The organism is Sinomicrobium kalidii, from assembly GCF_021183825.1.
In the GTDB taxonomy this organism is placed as follows: domain Bacteria; phylum Bacteroidota; class Bacteroidia; order Flavobacteriales; family Flavobacteriaceae; genus Sinomicrobium; species Sinomicrobium kalidii.
In genome coordinates, this window is sequence record NZ_CP089211.1 from 4,956,758 (window position 1) to 4,978,366 (window position 21,609).

At 44.1% G+C, this 21,609-nt stretch carries 11 protein-coding genes and 3 pseudogenes; 5 read left to right on the plus strand and 9 right to left on the minus strand.

Features of this window, described 5'->3' with window-relative positions:
- Positions 1–67: 67 nt before the first annotated feature.
- From LS482_RS19945 to LS482_RS21665, 4 genes and pseudogenes are all read left to right on the plus strand, one after another.
- Entirely contained in the window at positions 68–1,192 is a 1,125-nt protein-coding gene (locus LS482_RS19945; RefSeq protein ID WP_233029314.1) for a nuclear transport factor 2 family protein, read from the plus strand.
- Between the two features lie 150 nt (positions 1,193–1,342).
- A complete protein-coding gene (locus LS482_RS19950; RefSeq protein ID WP_233029315.1) occupies positions 1,343–1,792 on the plus strand; it encodes a DUF4372 domain-containing protein in 450 nt (149 codons plus the stop codon).
- A 12-nt stretch (positions 1,793–1,804) separates the two neighbouring features.
- Positions 1,805–2,167, plus strand: a pseudogene (locus tag LS482_RS21835) (transposase); the annotation flags it as partial.
- Positions 2,127–2,276: a transposase gene (locus LS482_RS21665; protein ID WP_367890584.1), complete on the plus strand. Its 150-nt coding sequence runs from the start codon at positions 2,127–2,129 to the stop codon at positions 2,274–2,276. The pseudogene LS482_RS21835 and the gene LS482_RS21665, both read left to right, overlap by 41 nt.
- A gap of 275 nt (positions 2,277–2,551) precedes the next feature.
- Here the strand turns inward: LS482_RS21665 and LS482_RS19960 are convergent.
- From LS482_RS19960 to LS482_RS20000, 9 genes and pseudogenes are all read right to left on the minus strand, one after another.
- A pseudogene (locus tag LS482_RS19960) lies at positions 2,552–3,310 on the minus strand (SDR family oxidoreductase); the annotation flags it as partial.
- 73 nt (positions 3,311–3,383) lie between these two features.
- A pseudogene (tnpA, locus tag LS482_RS19965) lies at positions 3,384–3,823 on the minus strand (IS200/IS605 family transposase).
- Positions 3,824–4,030: 207 nt separating this feature from the next.
- Positions 4,031–4,927, minus strand: a complete 897-nt coding sequence (locus tag LS482_RS19970; RefSeq protein ID WP_233029316.1) for a helix-turn-helix domain-containing protein — start codon at positions 4,925–4,927, stop codon at positions 4,031–4,033.
- A gap of 566 nt (positions 4,928–5,493) precedes the next feature.
- On the minus strand, positions 5,494–9,594 hold the full coding sequence (locus tag LS482_RS19975; RefSeq protein WP_233029317.1) for a hybrid sensor histidine kinase/response regulator transcription factor: 4,101 nt from the start codon (positions 9,592–9,594) through the stop codon (positions 5,494–5,496).
- A gap of 437 nt (positions 9,595–10,031) precedes the next feature.
- A complete protein-coding gene (locus tag LS482_RS19980) occupies positions 10,032–11,438 on the minus strand; it encodes a sialate O-acetylesterase (protein WP_233029318.1) in 1,407 nt (468 codons plus the stop codon).
- 303 nt (positions 11,439–11,741) lie between these two features.
- Complete coding sequence (locus tag LS482_RS19985; RefSeq protein WP_233029319.1) at positions 11,742–12,920, minus strand: aldose epimerase family protein; 1,179 nt, start codon at positions 12,918–12,920, stop codon at positions 11,742–11,744.
- Positions 12,921–13,123: 203 nt separating this feature from the next.
- Positions 13,124–14,302 (minus strand): glycoside hydrolase family 88 protein, encoded by a 1,179-nt coding sequence (locus LS482_RS19990; RefSeq protein ID WP_233029320.1) that lies wholly within the window; start codon positions 14,300–14,302, stop codon positions 13,124–13,126.
- Positions 14,303–14,410: 108 nt separating this feature from the next.
- Positions 14,411–17,950, minus strand: coding sequence for a T9SS type A sorting domain-containing protein (locus LS482_RS19995; RefSeq protein WP_233029321.1), 3,540 nt, complete (start codon positions 17,948–17,950; stop codon positions 14,411–14,413).
- A gap of 200 nt (positions 17,951–18,150) precedes the next feature.
- On the minus strand, positions 18,151–19,665 hold the full coding sequence (locus LS482_RS20000) for a sulfatase (RefSeq protein WP_233029322.1): 1,515 nt from the start codon (positions 19,663–19,665) through the stop codon (positions 18,151–18,153).
- Positions 19,666–19,975: 310 nt separating this feature from the next.
- Here LS482_RS20000 and LS482_RS20005 point away from each other — a divergent pair, with 310 nt between their 5' ends.
- The gene (locus LS482_RS20005; RefSeq protein ID WP_233029323.1) at positions 19,976–21,577 is read left to right on the plus strand and encodes a hypothetical protein; all 1,602 of its coding nucleotides are present in this window, start codon (positions 19,976–19,978) and stop codon (positions 21,575–21,577) included.
- Positions 21,578–21,609: the final 32 nt, after the last annotated feature.

Genomic DNA, 21,609 nt, shown 5'->3' on the forward strand with positions numbered 1-21,609 from the left:
GTACTGATTTTAATAGATTCCCGCTGTATTATTGTAAAAAATTAATTAACAATAAACAAATAGATCTATGAAACGTTTTCTTCTACCAACCATTTTGTTGTTTTTTGCCAATGTAACATTTTCCCAAAATAATGAAAGCCAAATAAAAACAGCTTTAATGAATTATATAAATGGCACTTCATACAATGAAACCAAACTCATTGATCAGGCATTTTATCCGGAAGCCAACTTATATTTAACAAAAGATGACAATGAGCCCTGGATTGTACCCATTTCAGAGTATACAAGTTGGTTTAAAAAGGCAAAAAAAGGTCAATTTAATGGTAGGATTGGTAATATTTTGTACATAGAAGATTTTAACACTATTGCTCTTGCTAAAGCTGAAATACTAAATCCTGATAAGAACATAACATATATTGATATGTTCCTTTTAAAGAAAATACAAAATGAATGGAAAATTATAAGTAAAACCGCCGATAGTGAGGCCAGCAATTTGTCCGGAGATCGCATTTTGTTTATTGTTTCTAACGCACATTATTATGGGGATTCAGAACTACCAACAGGCAACAGCTATTCAGAAATAGTAAATGCGTATGATACATTTAAAAAGGCTGGATATATCATTGATTTTGTAAGTCCTGAAGGGGGAAGCATCCCTCTTGCTTATATAAATACAACCGACTCTGTACAAAAGGCATATTTATACAATTCAGATTTTATGTTTTCTTTAAAGCACACAAAAAAGCCTGACGAGATTAATCCCGAAGACTATAAAGCTGTTCATTACATTGGTGGTGGAAGTGCTATGTTCGGAGTGCCTGAAAATACCGGTATTCAAAAAATAGTCATGACCATTTATGAAGAACAAGAAGGTATTATATCTTCTGTTTGTCATGGAACTGCCGGAATAGTACATCTAAAAACGAAAAACGGAAAATATCTTGTAAATGGAAAAACTGTAAATGGCTATCCGGATGCTTTTGAGCGTGAAGGTGCTGAATATTTTAAGCAATTTCCATTTTTAATCACCAAAACAATTGAAGAACGTGGAGGTACGTTTACATATTCGCCAAGAAATTCTATACATGTGGAGGAAGATGGCAATTTAATTACCGGGCAGAATTATTTATCTTCAAAACATGTTGCACTTAGAATAATTGAAAAACTGGAGAGCAAGTATAATGACTTATGATACTCAGAATTAATAAATATCCAGCATCACTAGTGTCTACTAAAAATTAATATACGTTCTTTGAAACCCTTGTGATCCGTAGCTTTGGGTGTTTTTTTATAGCGTGACGATTTGAATTGGTATGTTGGGAAGCTTTTATAACACTTCCCTATGAATTCAGGGAAGTATGTTTTTTCCCAGCTAGTAGCGTTTCTACCCCGACGTGTTTTTGATCGTATTGTCGCCAAACATAAGGGCAATAAATATGTTCGTCATTTTACGTGCTGGAACCAATTGCTCTGTATGGTTTTTGGTCAATTAACAACTCGAGAGAGCCTCCGCGATTTAATTACCATTATTGAAGCGCATGCTTCCAAATCCTATCATCTTGGATTTGGAAAAAGTGTCACCAGAAGTAATCTTGCGAAAGTCAATGAGAAACGCAACTGCAAAATATTTGAGGAGTTTGCCTACCACCTGATGGATATGGCCCGTAGTAAACGGACACATGATGATTTTCAGGTTAAAGGAAAAATATATGCCTTTGATTCCTCCACGATCGATCTGTGCCTGAATGTATTTTGGTGGGCAAAGTTTCGTAGTACTAAAGCAGGTATCTAATTACACACGCTTTTTGATGTCACTACTCAAATTCCAACATTCATTCATATTACCACAGCAACGGTAAATGATATAAATGTCGTGGATCTGATTGTATATGAAACCGGAGCCTATTACATATTTGATCGAGGATATGTAGATTACCAAAGGCTTTACAACATAAGCAAACACCAAGCCTTTTTTGTGGTTAGAGCCAAATCCAACCTACAATTCAGACGTATGTATTCCAACAAGATAGACAAATCTACCGGGGTTTTATGCGACCAATTGGGTAAACTCACCGGGTTCTATATGGCTAAGCAATATCCGGAAAAATTATGTAGAGTTAAATTCTATGATCATCAAAACCCAAAGAACTTTTGTGTTTCTGACTAATAATATGGAACTATCAGCTCCTGAAATTGCTTTATTATACAAAAATCGTTGGCAGGTAGAACTCTTTTTCAAATGGATCAAACAACATTTAAAAATCAAATCCTTTTAGGGGACATCCGAAAATGCAGTTAGAATCCAAATCTATGCAGCTATCGTCGCCTATTGTTTTAGTAGCCATGTATATAGGACATGACCTCAAAATTGATCGTTCAACCTACGAAATATTACAGATTTCAGGAATCTCTCTACTGGACAAAACGACTGTAAAAGAACTACTTACAAATACATATTACAAAAACTTCAAAGAACATGAATATAGATAATTGAAAATCAATTTATTTTAAGTGGACACTAGCGATTTGATATATTCATAATTTTCCAGAATTAAAAATCAGTTGACTTTGTTAATGTTTCCAACTGCTTGAAACTCGTTTTCAACAGCTCCAGTTTGCTTAATGCCCTTGAATAGGCATCGCTACCTAATAGAAGGTATAGTGGAGGTTCAGGCATTTTAGTAACTTCTATCATTACCTTTGCGGCCTTTTCCGGATCGCCGGTCTGGCTGCCGCTCATTCCTACAAAACGTTTTAAAGAAGTATGAATTTCAGCATAGGCATCGATTTTCTTTTCAGCCAATACCAGCGAATCCGGATTGTTAAAGTTGGTTCGGAAACCTCCCGGAGCTATTAGAGTAACTTTAACCCCGAAGGCTTTGAGATCATCCGCCAAAACTTCGGTCAAGCCTATTACAGCGTGTTTTGTTGCCCCGTAAACAGACCAGCCCATAGTTGGCGTGATACCGGCGATAGAAGAAATATTGAGGATACTACCCTCCCCTTGTTTACGCATAATGGGTGAAACATGGCGAATGACATTAATGGTGCCGAATACATTGACGTCAAAACTATTACGGATCTTTTTATCGGTCAGTTCTTCCATAGTGCCACCAATACCATATCCTGCATTATTGACTACTATATCAATCCTACCAAATTTTTTATGGGTCTGCTCTATAGCTTCGGCCACACTTTCATCGCTACTTAATGTAACGTTTAATGGCAGAAATGCCTCTCCACTGAATTGTACAGCTTCACTTAGATTTTTAATATTCCGAGAGGTTGCAGCAACCTGATGACCGCCTGCTAATACTTGTTTAAGTAAAAATCACACCTTCTAAGAAGGTGGCTTTTGATTGCCCCCTTAGGGGGCCTTATGATCAAAAATCAAACCGCTGTTGTTGTTCCTCAACTCGACGTTCTTCCTTTTCTTGATATTTTACATACTTGCTTATTGTCTCCTCATCAAGCCCAACTGTACTCACAAAATAGCCTCGAACCCAAAAATGGTTACCCCAGTAAGGCTTTTTCTTCAACCCAGGATAACTCTTAAACAGTTTTATCGCTATTTTTCCTTTCAATGTCCCAATCAATTTGGAAATCGACACCTTGGGGGGACCGAAACCAAAAGATGAACATGATCCTCTTGAACAGTCAATTCCTGAACCTCACAACCTTTCCATTCGCAAAGCATTTGGATGTCTTTGCTAAGCAGTGCCTTTAGTTCACCTTTCAAAATCCGAAAACGGTACTTAGGAACCCACACTATATGGTAATCACATTTATATACAACATGGCTTAATTTCTTATACTTGCTCATATCACAAAGATAGGCATAGCCCTCAGAACATTACCACCCGCTTAGCAGGTGGGTTTTTATGTTTAACTAAAGCTAAACCAAGACCTTTTGATGCTCCTGTAATGAACCATACTTTTTTGTTTTCCATATCCTTTATTTTTGATAGAACAAAGGTATAGCAGGATGCAGGACAGTTGTTTACCTAAATCAAACGGATGCTATCGAAATTCAAACAAGACGAACCGAGGTGGGGGTAGTATTGGTATGCTTCTTAAAAAAGTAGGTAAAATGGGCGGGTTGTGCAAACCCCAGGCAATCACTGATCTCGGATATGTTCCAATCGGTTTGCTTAAGCAAGGCCATGGCCTCGGCTACCAATCGCTCCGTAATATGGGTGGTGGTCGTTTTTCCCGTCGTCAAGCGTACCGCACGGTTGAGATGGTTGACATGTACGGAAAGTCGTTCTGCGAAATCGCTTGCAGAACGCATACTGATACACTGTTCTGGAGATTCTATCGGAAATTGACTTTCAAGTAATTCAGTAAATATAGAAACAATTCGAGTATTTGAGTCGGGATGATGATACCTTTGTTCATTCGGTTCCATTTTCATGGCATAATGGATCAATTCAGATACCTGATTGCGTAGCAGATCATACTTAAATCGATAGTCGGACCGGTTTTCTTCAAATATTTTCTCAAATAAAGCAGCTACTTCCTGATCTTGTTTTTCATTTAAACTATAGACTGTTTTGCCGCCCGGAAGAAATATAGATGGGATTCCGTTTCTGTAGTTTTCTGTAAAAAAAGACTCCTTAAAAAGGCAAAAGAATCCGGTTGCCTCATCATCAAGACGTTCAAACCGATATGGAACTGACGGATTAAAAAAAAGAAGGGAACTGCCGTTGAGAATGATGCTCTTGTCAGCATAGTGGCAACGATGTTCCCCACGAATCAACATAACCTTAAAAAAATCGTACCGTGCGTAAGGTGCCGGCGGTCTTCTACCATTATTATCTGACAGACGGAAAGCATTAAAATCCCCAGCACCGACGGGGGGCAACGTTGGTGTATGATTGAATTTATGGGTATAAAATGCTTCTAAATTTTTAGTGACGGGCGACATATTACAAATTTAGTGAATTCAATACATCTTGAGTAATTCCTTATTTTGAAATTTAAAGCACGATCAATTGATTTTCATCCCTGCATTACGATATCAACCGGGGATATCGCACTCGTTAGGATAATATGGGTGGGGGAATAGGGTATGCCTATGCACTGAACAAACACTGGAGCCTGGGCTGGGCGGGGAGTACAGTCCTACATTGGGATACCTTTTTGGAAGCTCCTTTGTTTATGGGTTTCGAGGATTTCGGCAACCAAAAGATAAACGGGTAGGAGCTGGAGTCGGGCAATGCGTAAAGCCTGCTGTTAGAGACCGGGATCGAACATAAGATCAATGACAGGAACGCCCTTTATGTGGGGTTTTTTGTAGAATACGGGCTGAATACGGTTAATGAAAGCGGCAGCGACCATTTGATCACTTAATAACAGGGAACAAACTGCAGATTTCACCTACAACTCCGTATTTACTTCGTCCGTCGGGAACAATTCATATACCGGGAATAAAAATAAGGTATGCGTTTTTGTGGTGATTGTCCTTTATTTCCGATCAAAGATCAATGTTCACTATACTTCCTGTTTATTTTCCGTAGCGTTTTTTCTTTTATACTCAGAAGGTGTTAGCTTGAAAAAATCCTTAAAGCACTTTCGGAAGTACTTTAAGTCGTTAAAGCCGACTTCATATGCGATTTGGGAAATATTCATTTTTGTCTGGGTTATCAGCAAACCGGATTTCTTGAGTCTTATGGTCCTGATAAATGCAGAAAGGTTTTGACCGGTCAAAGTCTTCAGTTTGGTATATATAACCGTACGGCTCATATTCATTTGTTCTATGAACATGCCTGTGTTAAAATCCTGATTTGTAATATTTTGTTCTACGATGGTAATGGCCTTTTCAAGAAAAACTTCATCGGCGGAGGTTATTTCGGGGCTTTTGGGTTCCAGAATAATATCCTTTTTAAATTTTCGGATCAGGTTTGCTCTTGTTTTCAGTAAATTGTCGACCCTGGTTTCCAGAATGTCAGCTTTAAACGGTTTAGTAATATAGGCATCTGCTCCCGTTTTATATCCTTTTTCCTGGTGTACCGGGGATGTTTTGGCCGTGAGCAGTATAACCGGAATGTGACTCGTAATCAATGTTGTTTTAATATAATCGCACAATTCAAAACCGTCCATAACCGGCATGTTTACATCGCTGATAACCAGGTCAATTTGGTTTTTTTGAGTTATGGGGATAGCCTCTTTTCCGTTTTCCGCAACGAAAATGTTGTACTTGCCTGTAAATATTTCCCGGATAAAGTCCTGTACGTCCGTATTGTCTTCCACAATCAGTAAACCCGGAAGTCCGGAGTTGTCAGTTGTTGTGCAGGGGGCATTTTCCGGTTTTCCGGATTGCTGCGTACCGGTTGTAACATCGGTATCCGGGTAAAACGCATGATCCTCGGTAATCTCCGTTTCGTCAATACATTCGTTTTCCGAAAGATGGTCATTCCCCAATCTTAACAAAACACTGAAACGGGTACCTTTCGCTTCCGAACTTTTAACCCTTATTTTACCCTTGTGAAGTTCTACCAGTCTTTTTGTCAGGGACAGGCCGATGCCCGAACCGAGGTTCTGTTTTTCATCATCGAGCTGGTGAAACCTGTCGAAGATGAATTTGATATGGTTCTTCGGGATGACACGGCCAGAATTTATAATGTCTATTTTGACGTAATCCGCAGGTATGGAATTTTGTTTTTTCGAGATCGTGGAAATATTTACGGTGACCCGCCCGTTATCATCAGTAAATTTAAAGGCATTGGACAGCAGGTTGAACAGGATTTTCTTCAGTTTTATCCTGTCAAACCACACTTCGATATTTTTGTGGCCGGCAATAAACCGGTAATTGATGTTCTTTTTTTCCGCCAATGCGTCAAATGATTTTTTGATCTCTTCCGTAAAGGGCACGATATTGTTTTTTGAGGCCCGGAGAAAGAGTACCCCGGATTCACTCTTCCTGAAATCGAGGATCTGATTGATGAGCTGGAGTAACATCCGTGCATTTCTGTACATGATCTCGTGTTGTTGCCGGATGTATTTGTCGCCCGAGTTTTTCCGGATCATTTTTTCAAGCGGCCCGATGATTAAGGTCAGTGGGGTACGGAAATCGTGGGACACATCTGTAAAAAGTCTCATTTTCAGTTGATTAATTTCCTGGAGCCTTTCTTTTTCCTTTTTTTCCCTGATCCTCAGCAAAATTAACTTTCCTATATACAGGGATAGCCCGATGCATACGGCAAAATAAAGCGTATAGGCCCACCAGGTCCGCCAGGGTGCGGGCAGGACCCTTATATTTACGGAACTCCCTTTTTCATTCCATATGCCATCGTTGTTAGACCCTTTTACCCTGAAAGTATAATTTCCCTGACTGATATTGGTATATACGGCCTTTCTCCGGTGGCCTACATAGTTCCACTCCCGGTCCAGGCCCTCCAGTATATAGGCAAATTCATTTTTTTCGGGTTGCATATAGCTCAGGGCCGTAAAATCAATACTGAAATTGTTTTCGTTATGTTTAAGGGTGATTTCCGAAACGGAGTCCGTAATTTTCATATAAGGGGCATTGTTGACTTCAAAATTATTGATGTCGATGTCCGGAACGAAGGTGTTTTTCCGGATATTACCCGGGTCAAAATAGGTCAGCCCGTTGGTGCCCCCGAAGAACAGTTCCTTATTACTGGTTTTAAAAAAGGAGCCGTAATTGAACTCATTTCCCTGAATGCCGTCGGACCGGTAGTAATTTTTTATACTGTTGGATTCAATGTTCAGCCTGCTGATACCACTGTTGGTACTGATCCATAAATTCCCGTTGTTATCCGATAAGATACCGTATATGATATCGTTGGGCAATCCTTCCCTCGTTCCGTAGACTCTTGCTTTTTTTCTCTTGGGGTCGTACATGTACAGGCCCTGTCCTTCGGTACCTATCCAGTAATTATTGAAATTGTCCGTGAAGATACAGTTGATGTACAGGGGAGGCCCTTTTTCCCGGGGGGGCCTGACCGGGATCTTATTCCTTTTTTTTGTAGTTATGTTTATGGATTCGAGCCCGTTGTCTCCCCCTACAAGCAGTACTTCGGGATTGTCGGTACGGACGATACTCATCACGGTGCGTATATCGTTGTCCAATCTCGATAATTGCTTTGTTTCTGTATCATAAAGGATCAGTCCTCCCGTAAGTGTCCCTATCCAGATATTGCCCTTACTATCCTCCAGTAGTGTCAAGACCTTATATCCCTTTAGAGAAATACCGCTTGATTCCGGAAAATCGATTTGTTCAAACCTGAAGGGTTCCCGGGCGGGGTTTAAAAAATTTACACCGCCGTCGTGAATGCCTATCCAGATGTTTTCGTTCCGGTCGATGATCACGGATTTTACATTGTTTGCGCTCAGGCTGTTTTTATCGTCCGGGTCGCTTTTGTAGTAGGTGAACTTTTTTGTTTTTCTGTTGTAAAAATTCACACCGCCTCCTTCGGTCCCTATCCATAAATTTCCGTCCGGATCTTCAGCCATACCGCTCACCACCTTGTAGTTTAACTTGTTATTGCTGTTCCCCGGAAAAATATTTTTAAAAGCGCTGTTATCCCGGTTGTAATAATTGATGCCGTCGGCCCAGGTCCCGATCCACATATCTCCCCTGGAATCGCGCATAATGCTGTAAACGGAGTTCTGGCTTAAACTCGTGGAATTGTTTTTATCATGTACAATGTGTTTCAGGCGGGAATGTTCCGAATTCAGTATATATAGCCCCGAATAGGATCCTATCCATAAATTCCCCGAGAGGTCTTCATAGATACTGCGGACGGCATCGGTAATGGCTTTTTCACCGCGGAATTTGAAATCCTTAAAAGTATGTGATGACCGGTCGTAGCGGGCAAGCCCCTCTTCATAGCCCAACCAGATCGAATTCCTGCTGTCGACAAACAGGGCAGGGGGGCGGTTGAGATGTACATCCTCTTTTTGTTTTTTCGGGTAGTCCATACGCCTAAAGGTGCCTTTCCCGGGATTATAGATGTCGATATGCCTTGTGTTACAGATCCATAAATTGCCATCGTCCGTTTTTAAGAAACTCCGGATATTATTATTGCTCAGGAAGTCCGGGTCGTTCTTGTTTTGCTGTAACCTAATGATCTCATCGGTATGAATATCGATTTGCAGTATACCGTTATTGGTGGCTACCCAGAGCAGATCGCTGTCTATCTGGGTGATCTCCCAGATGATATGGTCTGCACCCGTATTCAGGGTACTTGCATGTTTGTATTGAATGAAGTTGTCCTGTTCGGGATTGTATTTGTTCAGGCCGTTCTGGGTACCGATCCATAAATTTCCATTGGTGTCTTCATAAATGGAGTGGACGTTGTTGTTGCTCAGGCTTGTTGTATCTCCCAAATGATGTTTATATACGGTAAACCGGTTACCGTCAAACCTGTTAAGCCCGTCTCTTGTTCCAAACCATAAATACCCTTCTTTATCCTGTAAAATGGCCATGACTGACCTTTGGGAAAGGCCGTCAGAGGATGTGTAGTGCTTAAATTTCAGGTCTTTCGGTACATCTTCCAGGACTTGCCCTGTTGCGAATTGAGCATATCCGATAAAAAGCAGAATACTTAAAAAATGGTGAATTCTCATTATTTTAATCAGATTGGAAGATCAATTTAATTAAAATATGTTGTTTATGCGATTTACAGCCGGACTAAAGGTGCAGGATTGAAATTTTATCACAATTTATTGTGATTTCCATAATGTTTTTTCTGACATCAGTGATCATCCGGACGCTTTTAATCCCATTAAATGGGTTGAGGGTTGATTGGTCTCAGTTTTGCGTGCAAACCCTGCTCCCGATAATTATCGGGATCGGGATTATTGCAGTATTTCGGTAAACTCAGTGTATCACACTTTAGTAGTGCGAAAAAATTATAGTCTGCTATTAGGTTAATGAGTTATTCAGTAATAACTCATTAACTTAATAACCAATAACCAAAGTGCAATTTCATGGCGTATCCAAACCTCTGTACCTTTCAGTACAGAGTGGTTTAGTTTCAACATAGAAGACAACCCCGGTCGATTTAATTTTCCCAATGATCTGTCCTGAACGAAGAAGCGGGCAGTTCGGCTAAATTAAACAGGCATCCTTCCACATAGTTTTCCCAGCCGTATCTGACGGCGACGGGGTTGGCCACGTTATCGCTCGAAACAAAGAGTTTTCCCCTTCTGATCTCTGCTTTTGCCGGGTAAAAAACCTTGTCGGAACCGGCTATTGTAAAATGCCTGAGTTCCCGCCCGAAGCCGGATACGCCGTTAGGGGCATGATCAAAATCCAGGCGGACCTCGTTTTCTATGACTTCCATCGATTTATAGACCGGGCCGCTGTATTGTATTCCCTCATAGCCATACGTTTTAGCGAGGGCCCAGTATACGAGGCGTTTGGCGACCTCTGTCTTTTTGGCCGGGTGAATACAGGATCTTTCCCCGATATCGAGGGTGACTGCCATTCCCGTGTTCGGAGTGTTGAGCATGGTGTGTAACTGTGCTTCACGAAGGAAAGCCGAGTTGACTTCGGGCTTGTATTCAAAAGGGGCTATTTGCGCAAAATAAAATGGAAATTCGCCTGAATTCCATGCGGACCGCCAGCTGTCTATCATTGCAGAGAACAATGTTTTGTACTGTTCATGATTTCCCCTGTTGGACTCTCCCTGGTACCAGATCACTCCCTTAATGCCGTACGGGATCAAAGGACGGATCATTCCGTTATACAATACGGACGAGGTATTTTTATCAATTTCCGGCATATTCTTTTTCCTGTTTGCCTCCACATCCAGTCCGGTAGCACTGAGTGTTTCTTTACTTGTCCAGGCCTCAACCCGGGTGCCTCCGAAACTGCTGCAAATGATACCGACCGGTACCTTGATCTGTTGTTGAAGCAGCTTTCCATACATATAGGCCACGGCGCTGAAATTCAGGACCGTCCCGGGGGAAGATCGTTGCCAGGCCCCCTGACAGGTATCGAGGGGCTGCCTGCTCATATTTCTTTTTACATGAAAAAGGCGAAGTTGAGGGGAGGAAGCGTTCATCACAAGATCGTTGCTTCCGTATACCGGCTGTCCTTTAAATCCTTTTACGGGCATTTCCATATTGGACTGCCCGGAGCACAGCCAGACTTCTCCCAGCAGCACATCTTCGAGTACGATTTTTTCAGATCCCTTGATCTCAAGGGTATACGGACCTCCTGCTTTCCCGGTTTTAACGGAGAGTTTCCATTTTCCGCTCTCATCGGTAACTGCGGTGCTTTTTTCTCCCCAGCCTGTACGGGCTTTAATTCTGGTGTTTGGCCTGTCCGTACCCCATACGGCAACTTCTGCATTTTGCTGGAGTACCATATGGTCGCTAAAGAGTGAGGCGATTTTTGTCTGGGCGCTGCTTGTGACACTGATGCCTATACACAGTGTAATAAACAGGAAGCATTTGGAAAACATAGTTATTTGTTTTTATGGTTGATTAATAAAGATTAGTTTATTGGGTTATTAAGTTAATGAGTTATTGCGTATTGCCTAAGTAACTGAATAACCTAATAACCAATAACTAAAGAGCAATTTCGTTACTTGCCAAATCTCTGTACCTTTCAGTACAGAGTGGTTTAATACCGAATTAAAGGTTAAAACCCTGATAATTTGGTTTTTGTAAATTTTGGCCACGGATACACGAATATATTATGAGTTGTTTGATCATTATTCGTGTATCCGTGGCAAACCAGCAATTCATTTCCCCCCCCCCGGGTGTTAACGGACTGAAAACCTGTATATGGAAACCGTGTGATACTTTTCCCCGGGATTTAGTATTATGGAAGGGAAACCGGGCTGGTTGGGTGCATCCGGAAAATGCTGTGTTTCCAGGACAAATGCCGTTCTGTAATCGTCCCTGGTACCGGATTTAAAAGTATTTCTGCCCTGCATGAAATTTCCGCTGTAGAACTGTATCCCGGGTTCTTCCGTATAGATATCCATGACAATGCCAGATTGATCTCCCGTAACGGACCCGGCGTGGTTCATCCCGTTTTCTTCTGTACTGTTCAATACGAAATTATGGTCGTAACCACTCCCGTTTTTCAGTTGCTCATTTTCTGTTTCTATACGTTCGCCAATGATGTGGGGCGTGGTAAAATCGAAAGGCGTTCCCCTGACCTTCCGGATATGGCCGGTGGGGATCAAGGTAGAATCTACGGGGGTATAGGTGTCGGCGTTGAACTGTACGATGTGGTTCAGAATGGTGCCGCTGCCTTCCCCGTTCAGGTTAAAGAAAGCGTGATTGGTGAGGTTGACCGGAGTCGGTTTGTCCGTTGTGGCTTCATATTCCATCTTCAGGCTTTTGTCGGCAGTGACACTATAGGTCACTTTTACGTGCAGGGTGCCGGGGAACCCCATTTCCATGTCTGGCGAGACATAGGTGAGGACCAGGGTGTGCCCGTTCTTTTTTTCGGCATCCCAGACCACATCCTGATAACCTTTTGTGCCTCCGTGAAGTGCATTTTCGCCATTGTTTACGGGGACCGAATATTCCGTTCCGTTCAGGGTAAATCTGCCTTTGGCAATACGGTTTCCAACCCGTCCGATGGTAGCCCCGAAATAGCGTTCGCCGGATTCGCGGTAGGCCCGGGCATTACCCATTCCCACAACAACATCGGTCTCTTTGCCGTCCTTGTCCGCAACCCATAAACCGACCAGCCGCCCCCCGTAATTGGTAAAAGCTGCCCGGATGCCCTCATGCTGTATCCAGTATAATTTTACGGGCTTGCCGTCTATTACGGTTTCAAAATCTTTGGCATCAAGTGTTTTCGGGTCCCGCCTTGTTTCTTCCTGTTCGGTTTTTTCTTCCTGCCTGGCTTCCTGCGGCCTTTTTTTGCAGGATTCCAAAAAAAGTAGTGCGACGAGCAATACGGTAATAAACAGGATTCTCTTCATGATGTTAAATTTTATGATTTTTGGTTTAATACACAACACAAATTCAATAATGTTTTTTTGACTTAAGACCTCAGGACTTATGACGTAGGACTACCAGTCCGCCACCCTGGTTTTCAGTTGATCTTTTACAGCTGTATTTAAAGTCATATGTCGTACGTCCTGAAGTCCTACGTCTTAGCGAACCACAGGCTTTTCACTCAGCATTACAATCCTTTTTCCTTTAAACGGCAAAGTGCTTCGATATAATAGTAATCCGCATAGTTTATGGGGACGTCGATTTCATTTCCATGGGGAATACTACCCACATTGTGCATTAAAACAAAATGCCCGTTTTCTCCCGGTTCTGCCGTGTAGGCGCTGCTTGCCAGCGAATCGAGAATATGCACTGCATGTTTCAGGTATTTACCGTCGGTATAATTGCTCAGCTCCAGAAAGGCAGATGCAATAATGGCCCCGGAAGATGCATCTCTCGGTTCATCCGGAATGTCCGGGGCGTTAAAATCCCAGTACGGCACACCGTCTTCCGGGTAGTTCGGATGATTTAAAATAAAGTTTGCGATTTTTTCGGCAAGATCGAGATATTTTTTGTCTTTTGTATAGCGGTAACACATGGTATAGGCATACAAACCCCAGGCCTGTCCCCGCGACCAGGCGCTTTCATCGGCATGGCCCTGAGCGGTAACCTTACTGGAAACAGCCCCTGTTTCGGGATCGTAATCCAGTACATGGTAGGAACTCCCGTCGGCCCTGAAATGGTTTTTCATAGTGGTGTCTGCATGAGTTACCGCGATTTTCCTGTATATATTTTCTCCGGTTATTTCCGATACTTCAAACAATATTTCAAGGTTCATCAGGTTATCCACGATCACCGGGAATTTCCAGCCCCGTTTGCTCTGCCAGTTGTCAATGACATCCCAGCTCTGAATACATCCTACATTTTTGTTAAACCGCGTGATCAGGGAATTGGCCGCATCGATCAGGACCTGCTTGTATTTTTCCTCTCCGGTCATCCTATAGGCCTTTCCGAACGAATTGTTAAAAATGAAACCGAGGTCGTGGTCATTGGTCAGGTCCTTGTGATGGATGTACAGATTTTGTGCAGCGATGGCCGCTTCTTTCCATTTGGCGTCCCCTGTTCTTTCGTATTGCATCCAACAGGTGCCCGGCCAGAATCCTTCTGTCCAGTCATAGGGTTGCCTTGTCCATATGTTTTCGCCTTTCTTGTTAATACTTCTGGGGATCTTTTTTTCCTTGAGCGCCAGTGCACGCAATCCGGCCAGTTGTCGCTCACTTTTTTTTAATCTCGTTTCACTGGTTTTAGGTGATTTGCAGCTTATGGCAATCAGGGCAAATAGTAAGACCGTTGACTTGATAATTTTCATTATGGATTGTATTTGGTGTTTATCGTTTACGTTATTCTGGTTTTACGCTGTTTTCAAATGATTTTTCCGGGAAAGAAGGCTCCATGATGTGCCGTAAATGCTCCGGGATTACCGTTTCAGGATTTTTCGGGTCACTACTTTTCCGCGGTCATCCGTGATCTGTATGAGGTATATGCCGGGTTTCATGCTTTGCAGATCTAATGTCAGCCTGTTATCACCCGCAGAAAAATTATGGACCTTGTCGGACAGGCAGGCCCCGGAATTGGTAAACAGCCTGACCCTTACATTTTCGGTTTCCTTTCGCCTGCTTTGCAGGGTAATATTCCCGGCAGAGGGATTCGGGTAAACAATAAAATCGTTTTCTGTTGTTTCGAATGAAATGGTCTTTGCGTTCATGCCGGAAGGGGAGGTTCCCGATGACATGACCTTGAATACGAATTTGTTTATCCTGTAACTTCCGGAAGAACTCGTATTGAAAACAGAGGCCAGGTCAAAATCTGTCTGGCCGCCCGGAATGGTGATATCGAGAGTTGAAACATCGACAAATCCCGAGGAGAGAATGACATCTGCCGAAGATTGACTTCCTCCAAAAGAAATGCTTTTCGAAGTGTCGTTCCTGTTTACGATCATTCCCGTTTCTTCCCCGCCTACGAACTTTAGCCCGACTTTTAATAGCTGCAGGGCCGTTGAGTCCGGAAGATCAGAACAGTCAAACCCTATACGATAGCCTTCGTTGGGGTCTATACCGTTACCGGGGCCTCCGCGAATGCCCAGCTCTCCTGTTGAGCTCCTGTCGATCCCGGCATTGGTCAATAAGGCTCCGTAATCACTTCCTCCGCTGGTGCTGGTTGTACCCATGCCGTGCCAGCGGAAAAAGAATTTTTTATGGAAAACACGGTCCACATCGGTCGTTCCGTAAACCGTCCAGGCATAATCGGTAGAAAGCCCCCCGATACTGACATTTCCCTGGTCATCCACATGAAATTCGGAGGTATCGTAATACAGCGCGTTTGCTTCCCGGCCTGTATTCGGTTCCGGGAGCTCGAGGAGAATGTTGTTTACCGGTTCTACGGTAGAAGGAGGTACCCCGGCACCGTCTTTTAAGGTCACGGTAAAAGTAACGTTCTCATGGGCTGGGATGGTAGCTTCAAACCCTACCATTACAGTGCCCGGGTTCTTTCTTTCGTATGTGGCCGAAGGAAAATAATCGACAGGGTCGGTAGAGCGGTTGGCGACCATGGTGAAAGTGACCGACGGATTGGAGGAAACGACCTCCAGTATTACGGTTTTACCGCCTTGTGTCAATTTTAGCTTGGAAGGGCTCAGGGAGTCGACGAGGGCCGTGGTGACCATATTCCAGTAAATATCCATGGACTGCCCTTTATTATTGATAAAATCCTTGATTTCGAGGTACGATTCATCCACGAGATAGATGCTTCTGTGAATGGCATCAAGGTTGTTGTTCAGATCGATCAGGTTCTTTAAATGTACCCTGGCGCCTCTTTTTGCGGGAGTATCGTAGATCTGGCCAATAGTGGCATAGCCGTCAACCTTGTGATGTTGCCATTCACTTTCTGAAGATTTTTTAATGGAAATGGTATTGTGATTCAGGTTGCTCACCCTGAAAATATCCCATCGGGAGGAAGTCTGTGAAAAATCGTTCGTACTTCCGGGTGGCGATATCCCGGCCTTTACGGCTTCGTAATCATATTTTCCGAAATCCATTCCCCAGCGTAGCCCCTGGGAATCATATACAAAAGAACCTCCGTCCATCTGGGCATGGCTGTAGGTCGGGGTACCGCCCTTAACGCCCATGTATTTTCCGTTGGAACCCTGCCAGTCCGTCCTTACCAGGACAACGGGCTGGTCTCCGTAACCGTTCCATATTTCTGATTGGGGAGGGGCCAGGTTATCCAGACCGATGTCCTTCCCGTAAATGAGTGTTATGGGTAAAAACCGGGAATCATCTGAAAAATCACTGGCGTATCTTCCGTTCTGCATCAATTCCTTTTCTACGGTCAGCAGGGAAGGGTTCCCGGCCTTACGGGCCATCCACAGGGTTGCGGGGAGGGGGACCCGTTTTTCGGTACAATCGCTGTAATTAAAGTATAGGGAACTTGTCCCGGTAACGTATTGCATGTATTCCGCAGATTCCAGAAACCCGGGCGTATAGGTCAGCCTGTTGGTGCCTTCGTGGTTCTGGCCGTAAATTCCTTCGAGGGCAGACAGTAACAGAACTTCATAAGTGGTTCCGTAAGACCAGTACATGGCTCCTTCCTGGTAGTTCCCGTTGGCGTAGGTTGCCATGGAATTTGTGTTTTTTGCGAGGATATTCTTAAAGACATACTTGGCCTCTTCGTCCATCTGTGCCGTACCATCCTTGTATATGGCCAGTGCCCCGTAGGCCAGCCCGCCGATCCCCACCTGGTTCCAGTTGGAGGTTTTGTCCCAGAACGGTTTGTTTTTCTCGGGCAGAAGCGCATAATTCAATATGGCTTCGCGCGCATTTTGCCTTGTCGATGACGCAAGGTCGTGGTACAGCCAGTCATAGCCAAGGGCTACGGCAAAACACATTTCGGCCGTATCGAGGGTGTAATTTACCCAGTCGGGAAAATCGCAGACCGTGTTTATGACTTCCTCGGCTTTGTTCAGGTATGACGTCTGGTTTGTCATCCTGTAGGCATAGGCGAGGTAAAAGATCTGCTTTATGGCTGTTCTGGATGTCTGTAACATCCTGGTGGTATTGGGATATACCAAGGGACCTTCCTGTACAAAGGAGTCGGCCTGTTCGAGGATATAGGAGTGAACCGTATTGAATTCGCCGGACTGGTTTACCAGTGTCTGGATCGCAGTTTCTTCTCCCTGTTTCAACAGGAGTCTCGGGTGTAATGTATTTTCAACTTTTGCGGGATTTAAAATATTGGTCCGTACTTTCAGTTCAACCTGTGTAATCCTGAAACCACTCGGAATTTCCGGGTCGCTGAACAGGGAGACCATGGCCTCGTTGACTTCCCCGCCCGACAAGTACAGATTGAACGAGGAAACATCGATATCCCCCGAACCGCCGCTGAGTTCGTAGTCCACACCGGGAGTTCCGGGATTTCCGAAAGTAAATCTTTTTAAAGGGTTCAGCCGGCTTACGATAACCCCGGTCTCATCGGTTGCGGATAAGTGGGCTACGGAGATACTGGTGATCTGAACAGCTGCGGTAGGCTTCAGGTTGGTCAGGTCCAGCCCGAAATAAAAGCCTTCACCCGAATCGATGCCATTGCCTATACCTCCCCGAACACCCAATATTCCGCTGGAGGCCCTGTCTATACCACCGGGAGAGGTCATTGCTCCGTAATTGTTCCCTTCGGTGGTGTTTACGCTGCCCATGCCCCCGAAGGTGATGTCGAACGTCTTGTCCAGGGCCCCCGACTGGGTAACTTCTGTTGCCGTAACATCCCAGTCGTCATAACTGTTGCTGTTGTAATAGGTCACGGTGCCGGAAGCATCTATTTGCAGTGTGGATGCATCCGTATACCTGCTGTTTCCCTCAGACCCGCCGGGAAGGGGATCGAGGGTGATCGTATTCTTCTGGGCATAACCGACACCTGCGAGCAGAGAAAAAAAAATCGCAGGGATCAGAACATCATTTTTTTTCATGGTTTTGGTTGGTTTTACATTAGAACATGTTTAAAAAGAATCTATCCCGATAATCCCGATAATTATTGGGATCGGGAGGCTAAAAAAATGCCTTTTTGTTGCCGGCGTGCCACCTGGCTCCTTCACTAAAAACAACCAGTGGCTGTTTTAGCTCACGAAACTTCTTATTTATATAAAGGTGTTCGTGAATCTTCGATTTCTTAACGTTCGGTCCTGTATTTCTTCAGGTTTTTATCCAAAAGCCTTTCCAGGTTTTGTGATATGGAATCGAATTTTTTAGATTTTGCGAGATTGGTAAGGTCTATCCTTCCTTCGGAGTGATCGTATAATTCTTTATCTAAAATGATCTCCGGGTTCTTATAGGATTGCCACCGGGTAAAACGATAGCGGCCATCGGTGATCGAATATCCCATGATTTCCCGTTTGGTTTCGTCGTTTTGTAAACACTTCCCTCTCGGGTATTGGCTCATCGCCACTTTTTTGACACTGCGTTTCGGATCTGTCAGAACGGGGACCAGACTTTCGCCCTGAAGGTGGCCGGGCTGTTCTATTCCGGATAATTCGCATAAAGTAGGGTAGACATCTACCAATTCGGCTAAAGACCGGGTTTTTTCCCCTTTTGAAAAGCCCGGGGCACTTATGATCAAAGGGGCCCGGGTATCCAGTTCGGCATTGGAATGTTTGGCCCACATGCCGTATTCGCCCAGTTTCCAGCCGTGGTCTCCCCAGAGTACTACAATGGTGTTTTCCCTTAAGCCCAATTCGTCAAGAGCGTCCAGCAGCCTGCCGACCTGGGCATCGATCATGCTTACGGCAGCGTAATACCCGTGGATGAGGTTACGGCTGAGATCGTCCGGGAGATAGCCTTCCTTTTTATACCTGTCTATTCCGTAATATTTCTTTAATTCGCCGGACCAGCGGACAAAGGCGTATTTAGAAACACCTTCGGGATCTTTTCTTTCCGGGATCTTTATATGGTCGGGATCATATAGGTCCCAATATTTCTTTGGGGCTACAAACGGTAAATGCGGGTTTTTAAACCCTACGGCCATAAAAAAGGGCTTGTCTTTCAGTTTGCGCATACGTTCTATGGCGATCCGTGCAATAACAGCATCGGTCATCTGTGCCTCGGGAGTGTCAGAGCTGTAATAAGGAAGGAGTTTGCCGTGTAATTTCGGAAAGTCCGATTCCAGTGATGTAGTGTCACCGCGTGTCATGTTCTTTAAGTTTCTGATCTCTTTTTTATAATTCCACGAAGGCACGGACCACGATAACGCATCGTCTTTATTGCCATGCCCGGCGTGGTATATTTTTCCGACGGCTTCAGAAGTATAGCCATTGTTCCTGAATTGCTGCGGCAGGGTCACGACATCCGGGACCGTAGTCCTGAAAAAGGTGCCCAGGTCGTAAATATTCATGGCGTCGGGGCGCAGCCCTGTCATGATACTGTTTCTCGACGGGGCACAAACGGCCTGCTGACAGTACGCATTTTCGAAAAGCATTCCCTGCCGGGCCAGTTTATCGATATTGGGCGTCTTCATGTATGTTGCGCCATAACAACCCAGTTCCGGCCGCAGGTCGTCAACGGCGATGAACAATATGTTTTTTTTGACAGTTCCGTGATTTTGCTGTGCTTTCAGACATGTGGTAAAGCACAGGGCGATAACAATCAACGTGTACCATCCGAAAGAATGAATCGTTTCCGGTTTCATCATTATAAATTTTTAACAGGGAACAAAGTGCCTGGTTTACGGTTTACAATGTAAAATGATTTTAGCGCTTACAGGGGGGGATAATCGTCTAAATACAAGGTGTAAAATGTCTGTTTTCAGAGTTGTAATTTTCCTGATAAAGAAGGCCTACAGACCTTTATTCCGGGCAGAACAGCCGGGCTTGTATTCAAAATACCCCCTCGATTTAGACGATTATCCCCCTTTGATAAAATTTGATTTTTTTAATATTTGTGAATAATTCGATTTCACTGTTAACACCAAGCCAAAATAATATCCTTTTAACTAACAAATTATGAAAAACAGAAAGTTATTGCTACCGCTTTTTTATTTTCTGATAATAACCGCCTGTGAGGATTCCTCCCTTAAATCGGACTTAGGGGACATCGGGAATCCTGCAGACCTGAACTACGTCAGTATTGCGGATGCCAGAGAAAGTAAAAACATAACTACATCAGCTCCTACGGTTCAGACCGGGGGACTTATTCCCGAATTCGAACTGGTAAGCATAAGGAAAGAAGACGGTACACTGCTGGACGAATCCTATTTGCAATATGTCAGCATCGGTAAAAGTACCTCCGTTGAAATGGAGGTGGACCCCGAAGAGGGAAAAGTGGACGAAAACGGGAACCCCCTGGAATCGGTCAGTGCTACGGACTCGGCCGATAACGGTATTATTTTCATAGCCGCAGGACATAATTTTACGGTGGGCGATTATTATTTTACCATCAAAGTGAGCACGGAAGCTGACGGAGTGGAATATACAACGACATTCGAAGATGCTTTTCACCTTCATATAGCACCGCTTTTACCAGGCAATTTGATATACTCTCCCAAAAACCAGAACCTGGTCTATGGCGACCCGGAAAGCAGGACAAGCGAGCCCCTCCTTCCCAATGCCAATCCCGATGTTACTTTCGAACTGGAGACCCATTCGGATAAACTGACCATCGACGGTGAAACAGGGGTGATCTCAATCGCTCCCGATTATATGTATTCTGAATACGATACATTATCTCCGGCCGTGAGAGTTGTGAGCAATATAAGCGAGGAGGTTACGGTATTTGAAGACAAAATAATAACGATCATTACGGATACGCCCGAAGAGATGCCCGTTGAGACCATTTATATGCATTATCCCACGTTAAACACCTCGGGGTCATTCCCGACCGGAGGTGACGGGTTTGCGGTCCAGGTGGATATTCCCGGGAACGGGCAGGATATCTGGGGCGTTGTAGACAACAGTGCCGGGAAATTTCTGGAAGCTCCCGAAGAAAGGCCGGAGGAGAATACATCCCAGACGGTCCTCGAAACCCAGACTTTTGACAGTGGAGTAACACATCCGACCGCTTCATGGATGGTTACCAAGACACAGGACCTGACCGTATTCCAGTACGGCTACGAACTTTCCTTTAACTATTATTATCAACCGGCCTACCAGACCTATATGGAAGACGGTCGGACACCTACGGACCTCGAAGTGTATATTTCAACCGACTATACGGGAGGGGATATCCAGGATGCCGAGGGGAACTGGCTGAACGGTACCTGGACCAGGGTGAATGAAAGTATAAGATGCAGAAGATCGGAAGGTGTCACCAACGGCAAATCCTCCGGCCCGCCCTGGGGCCCCGAATTTATGGGTACTCCGTATCCCGGGAACCAGGAAGGCCCTGATCCGGACGGACGAAAAACACCCGGAACGAGTTTCTACGGCAAATGGGTGAAATGTTCTTACGATATCCCGCCGGAACTCATTTCCCGAAATTTTACGGTGGCCTTTAAGGTAGCCTCCTATTTTGAAGGAGAGTTGCTGAACAACTCAACAGTACCGGGACGTGGAGGAACGTACTTCCTTTCCGACTTTAATTACCGGGCGGATGAACTGACCGACTGATAATGTGTCCGATATTTTTATAAACAAACCAG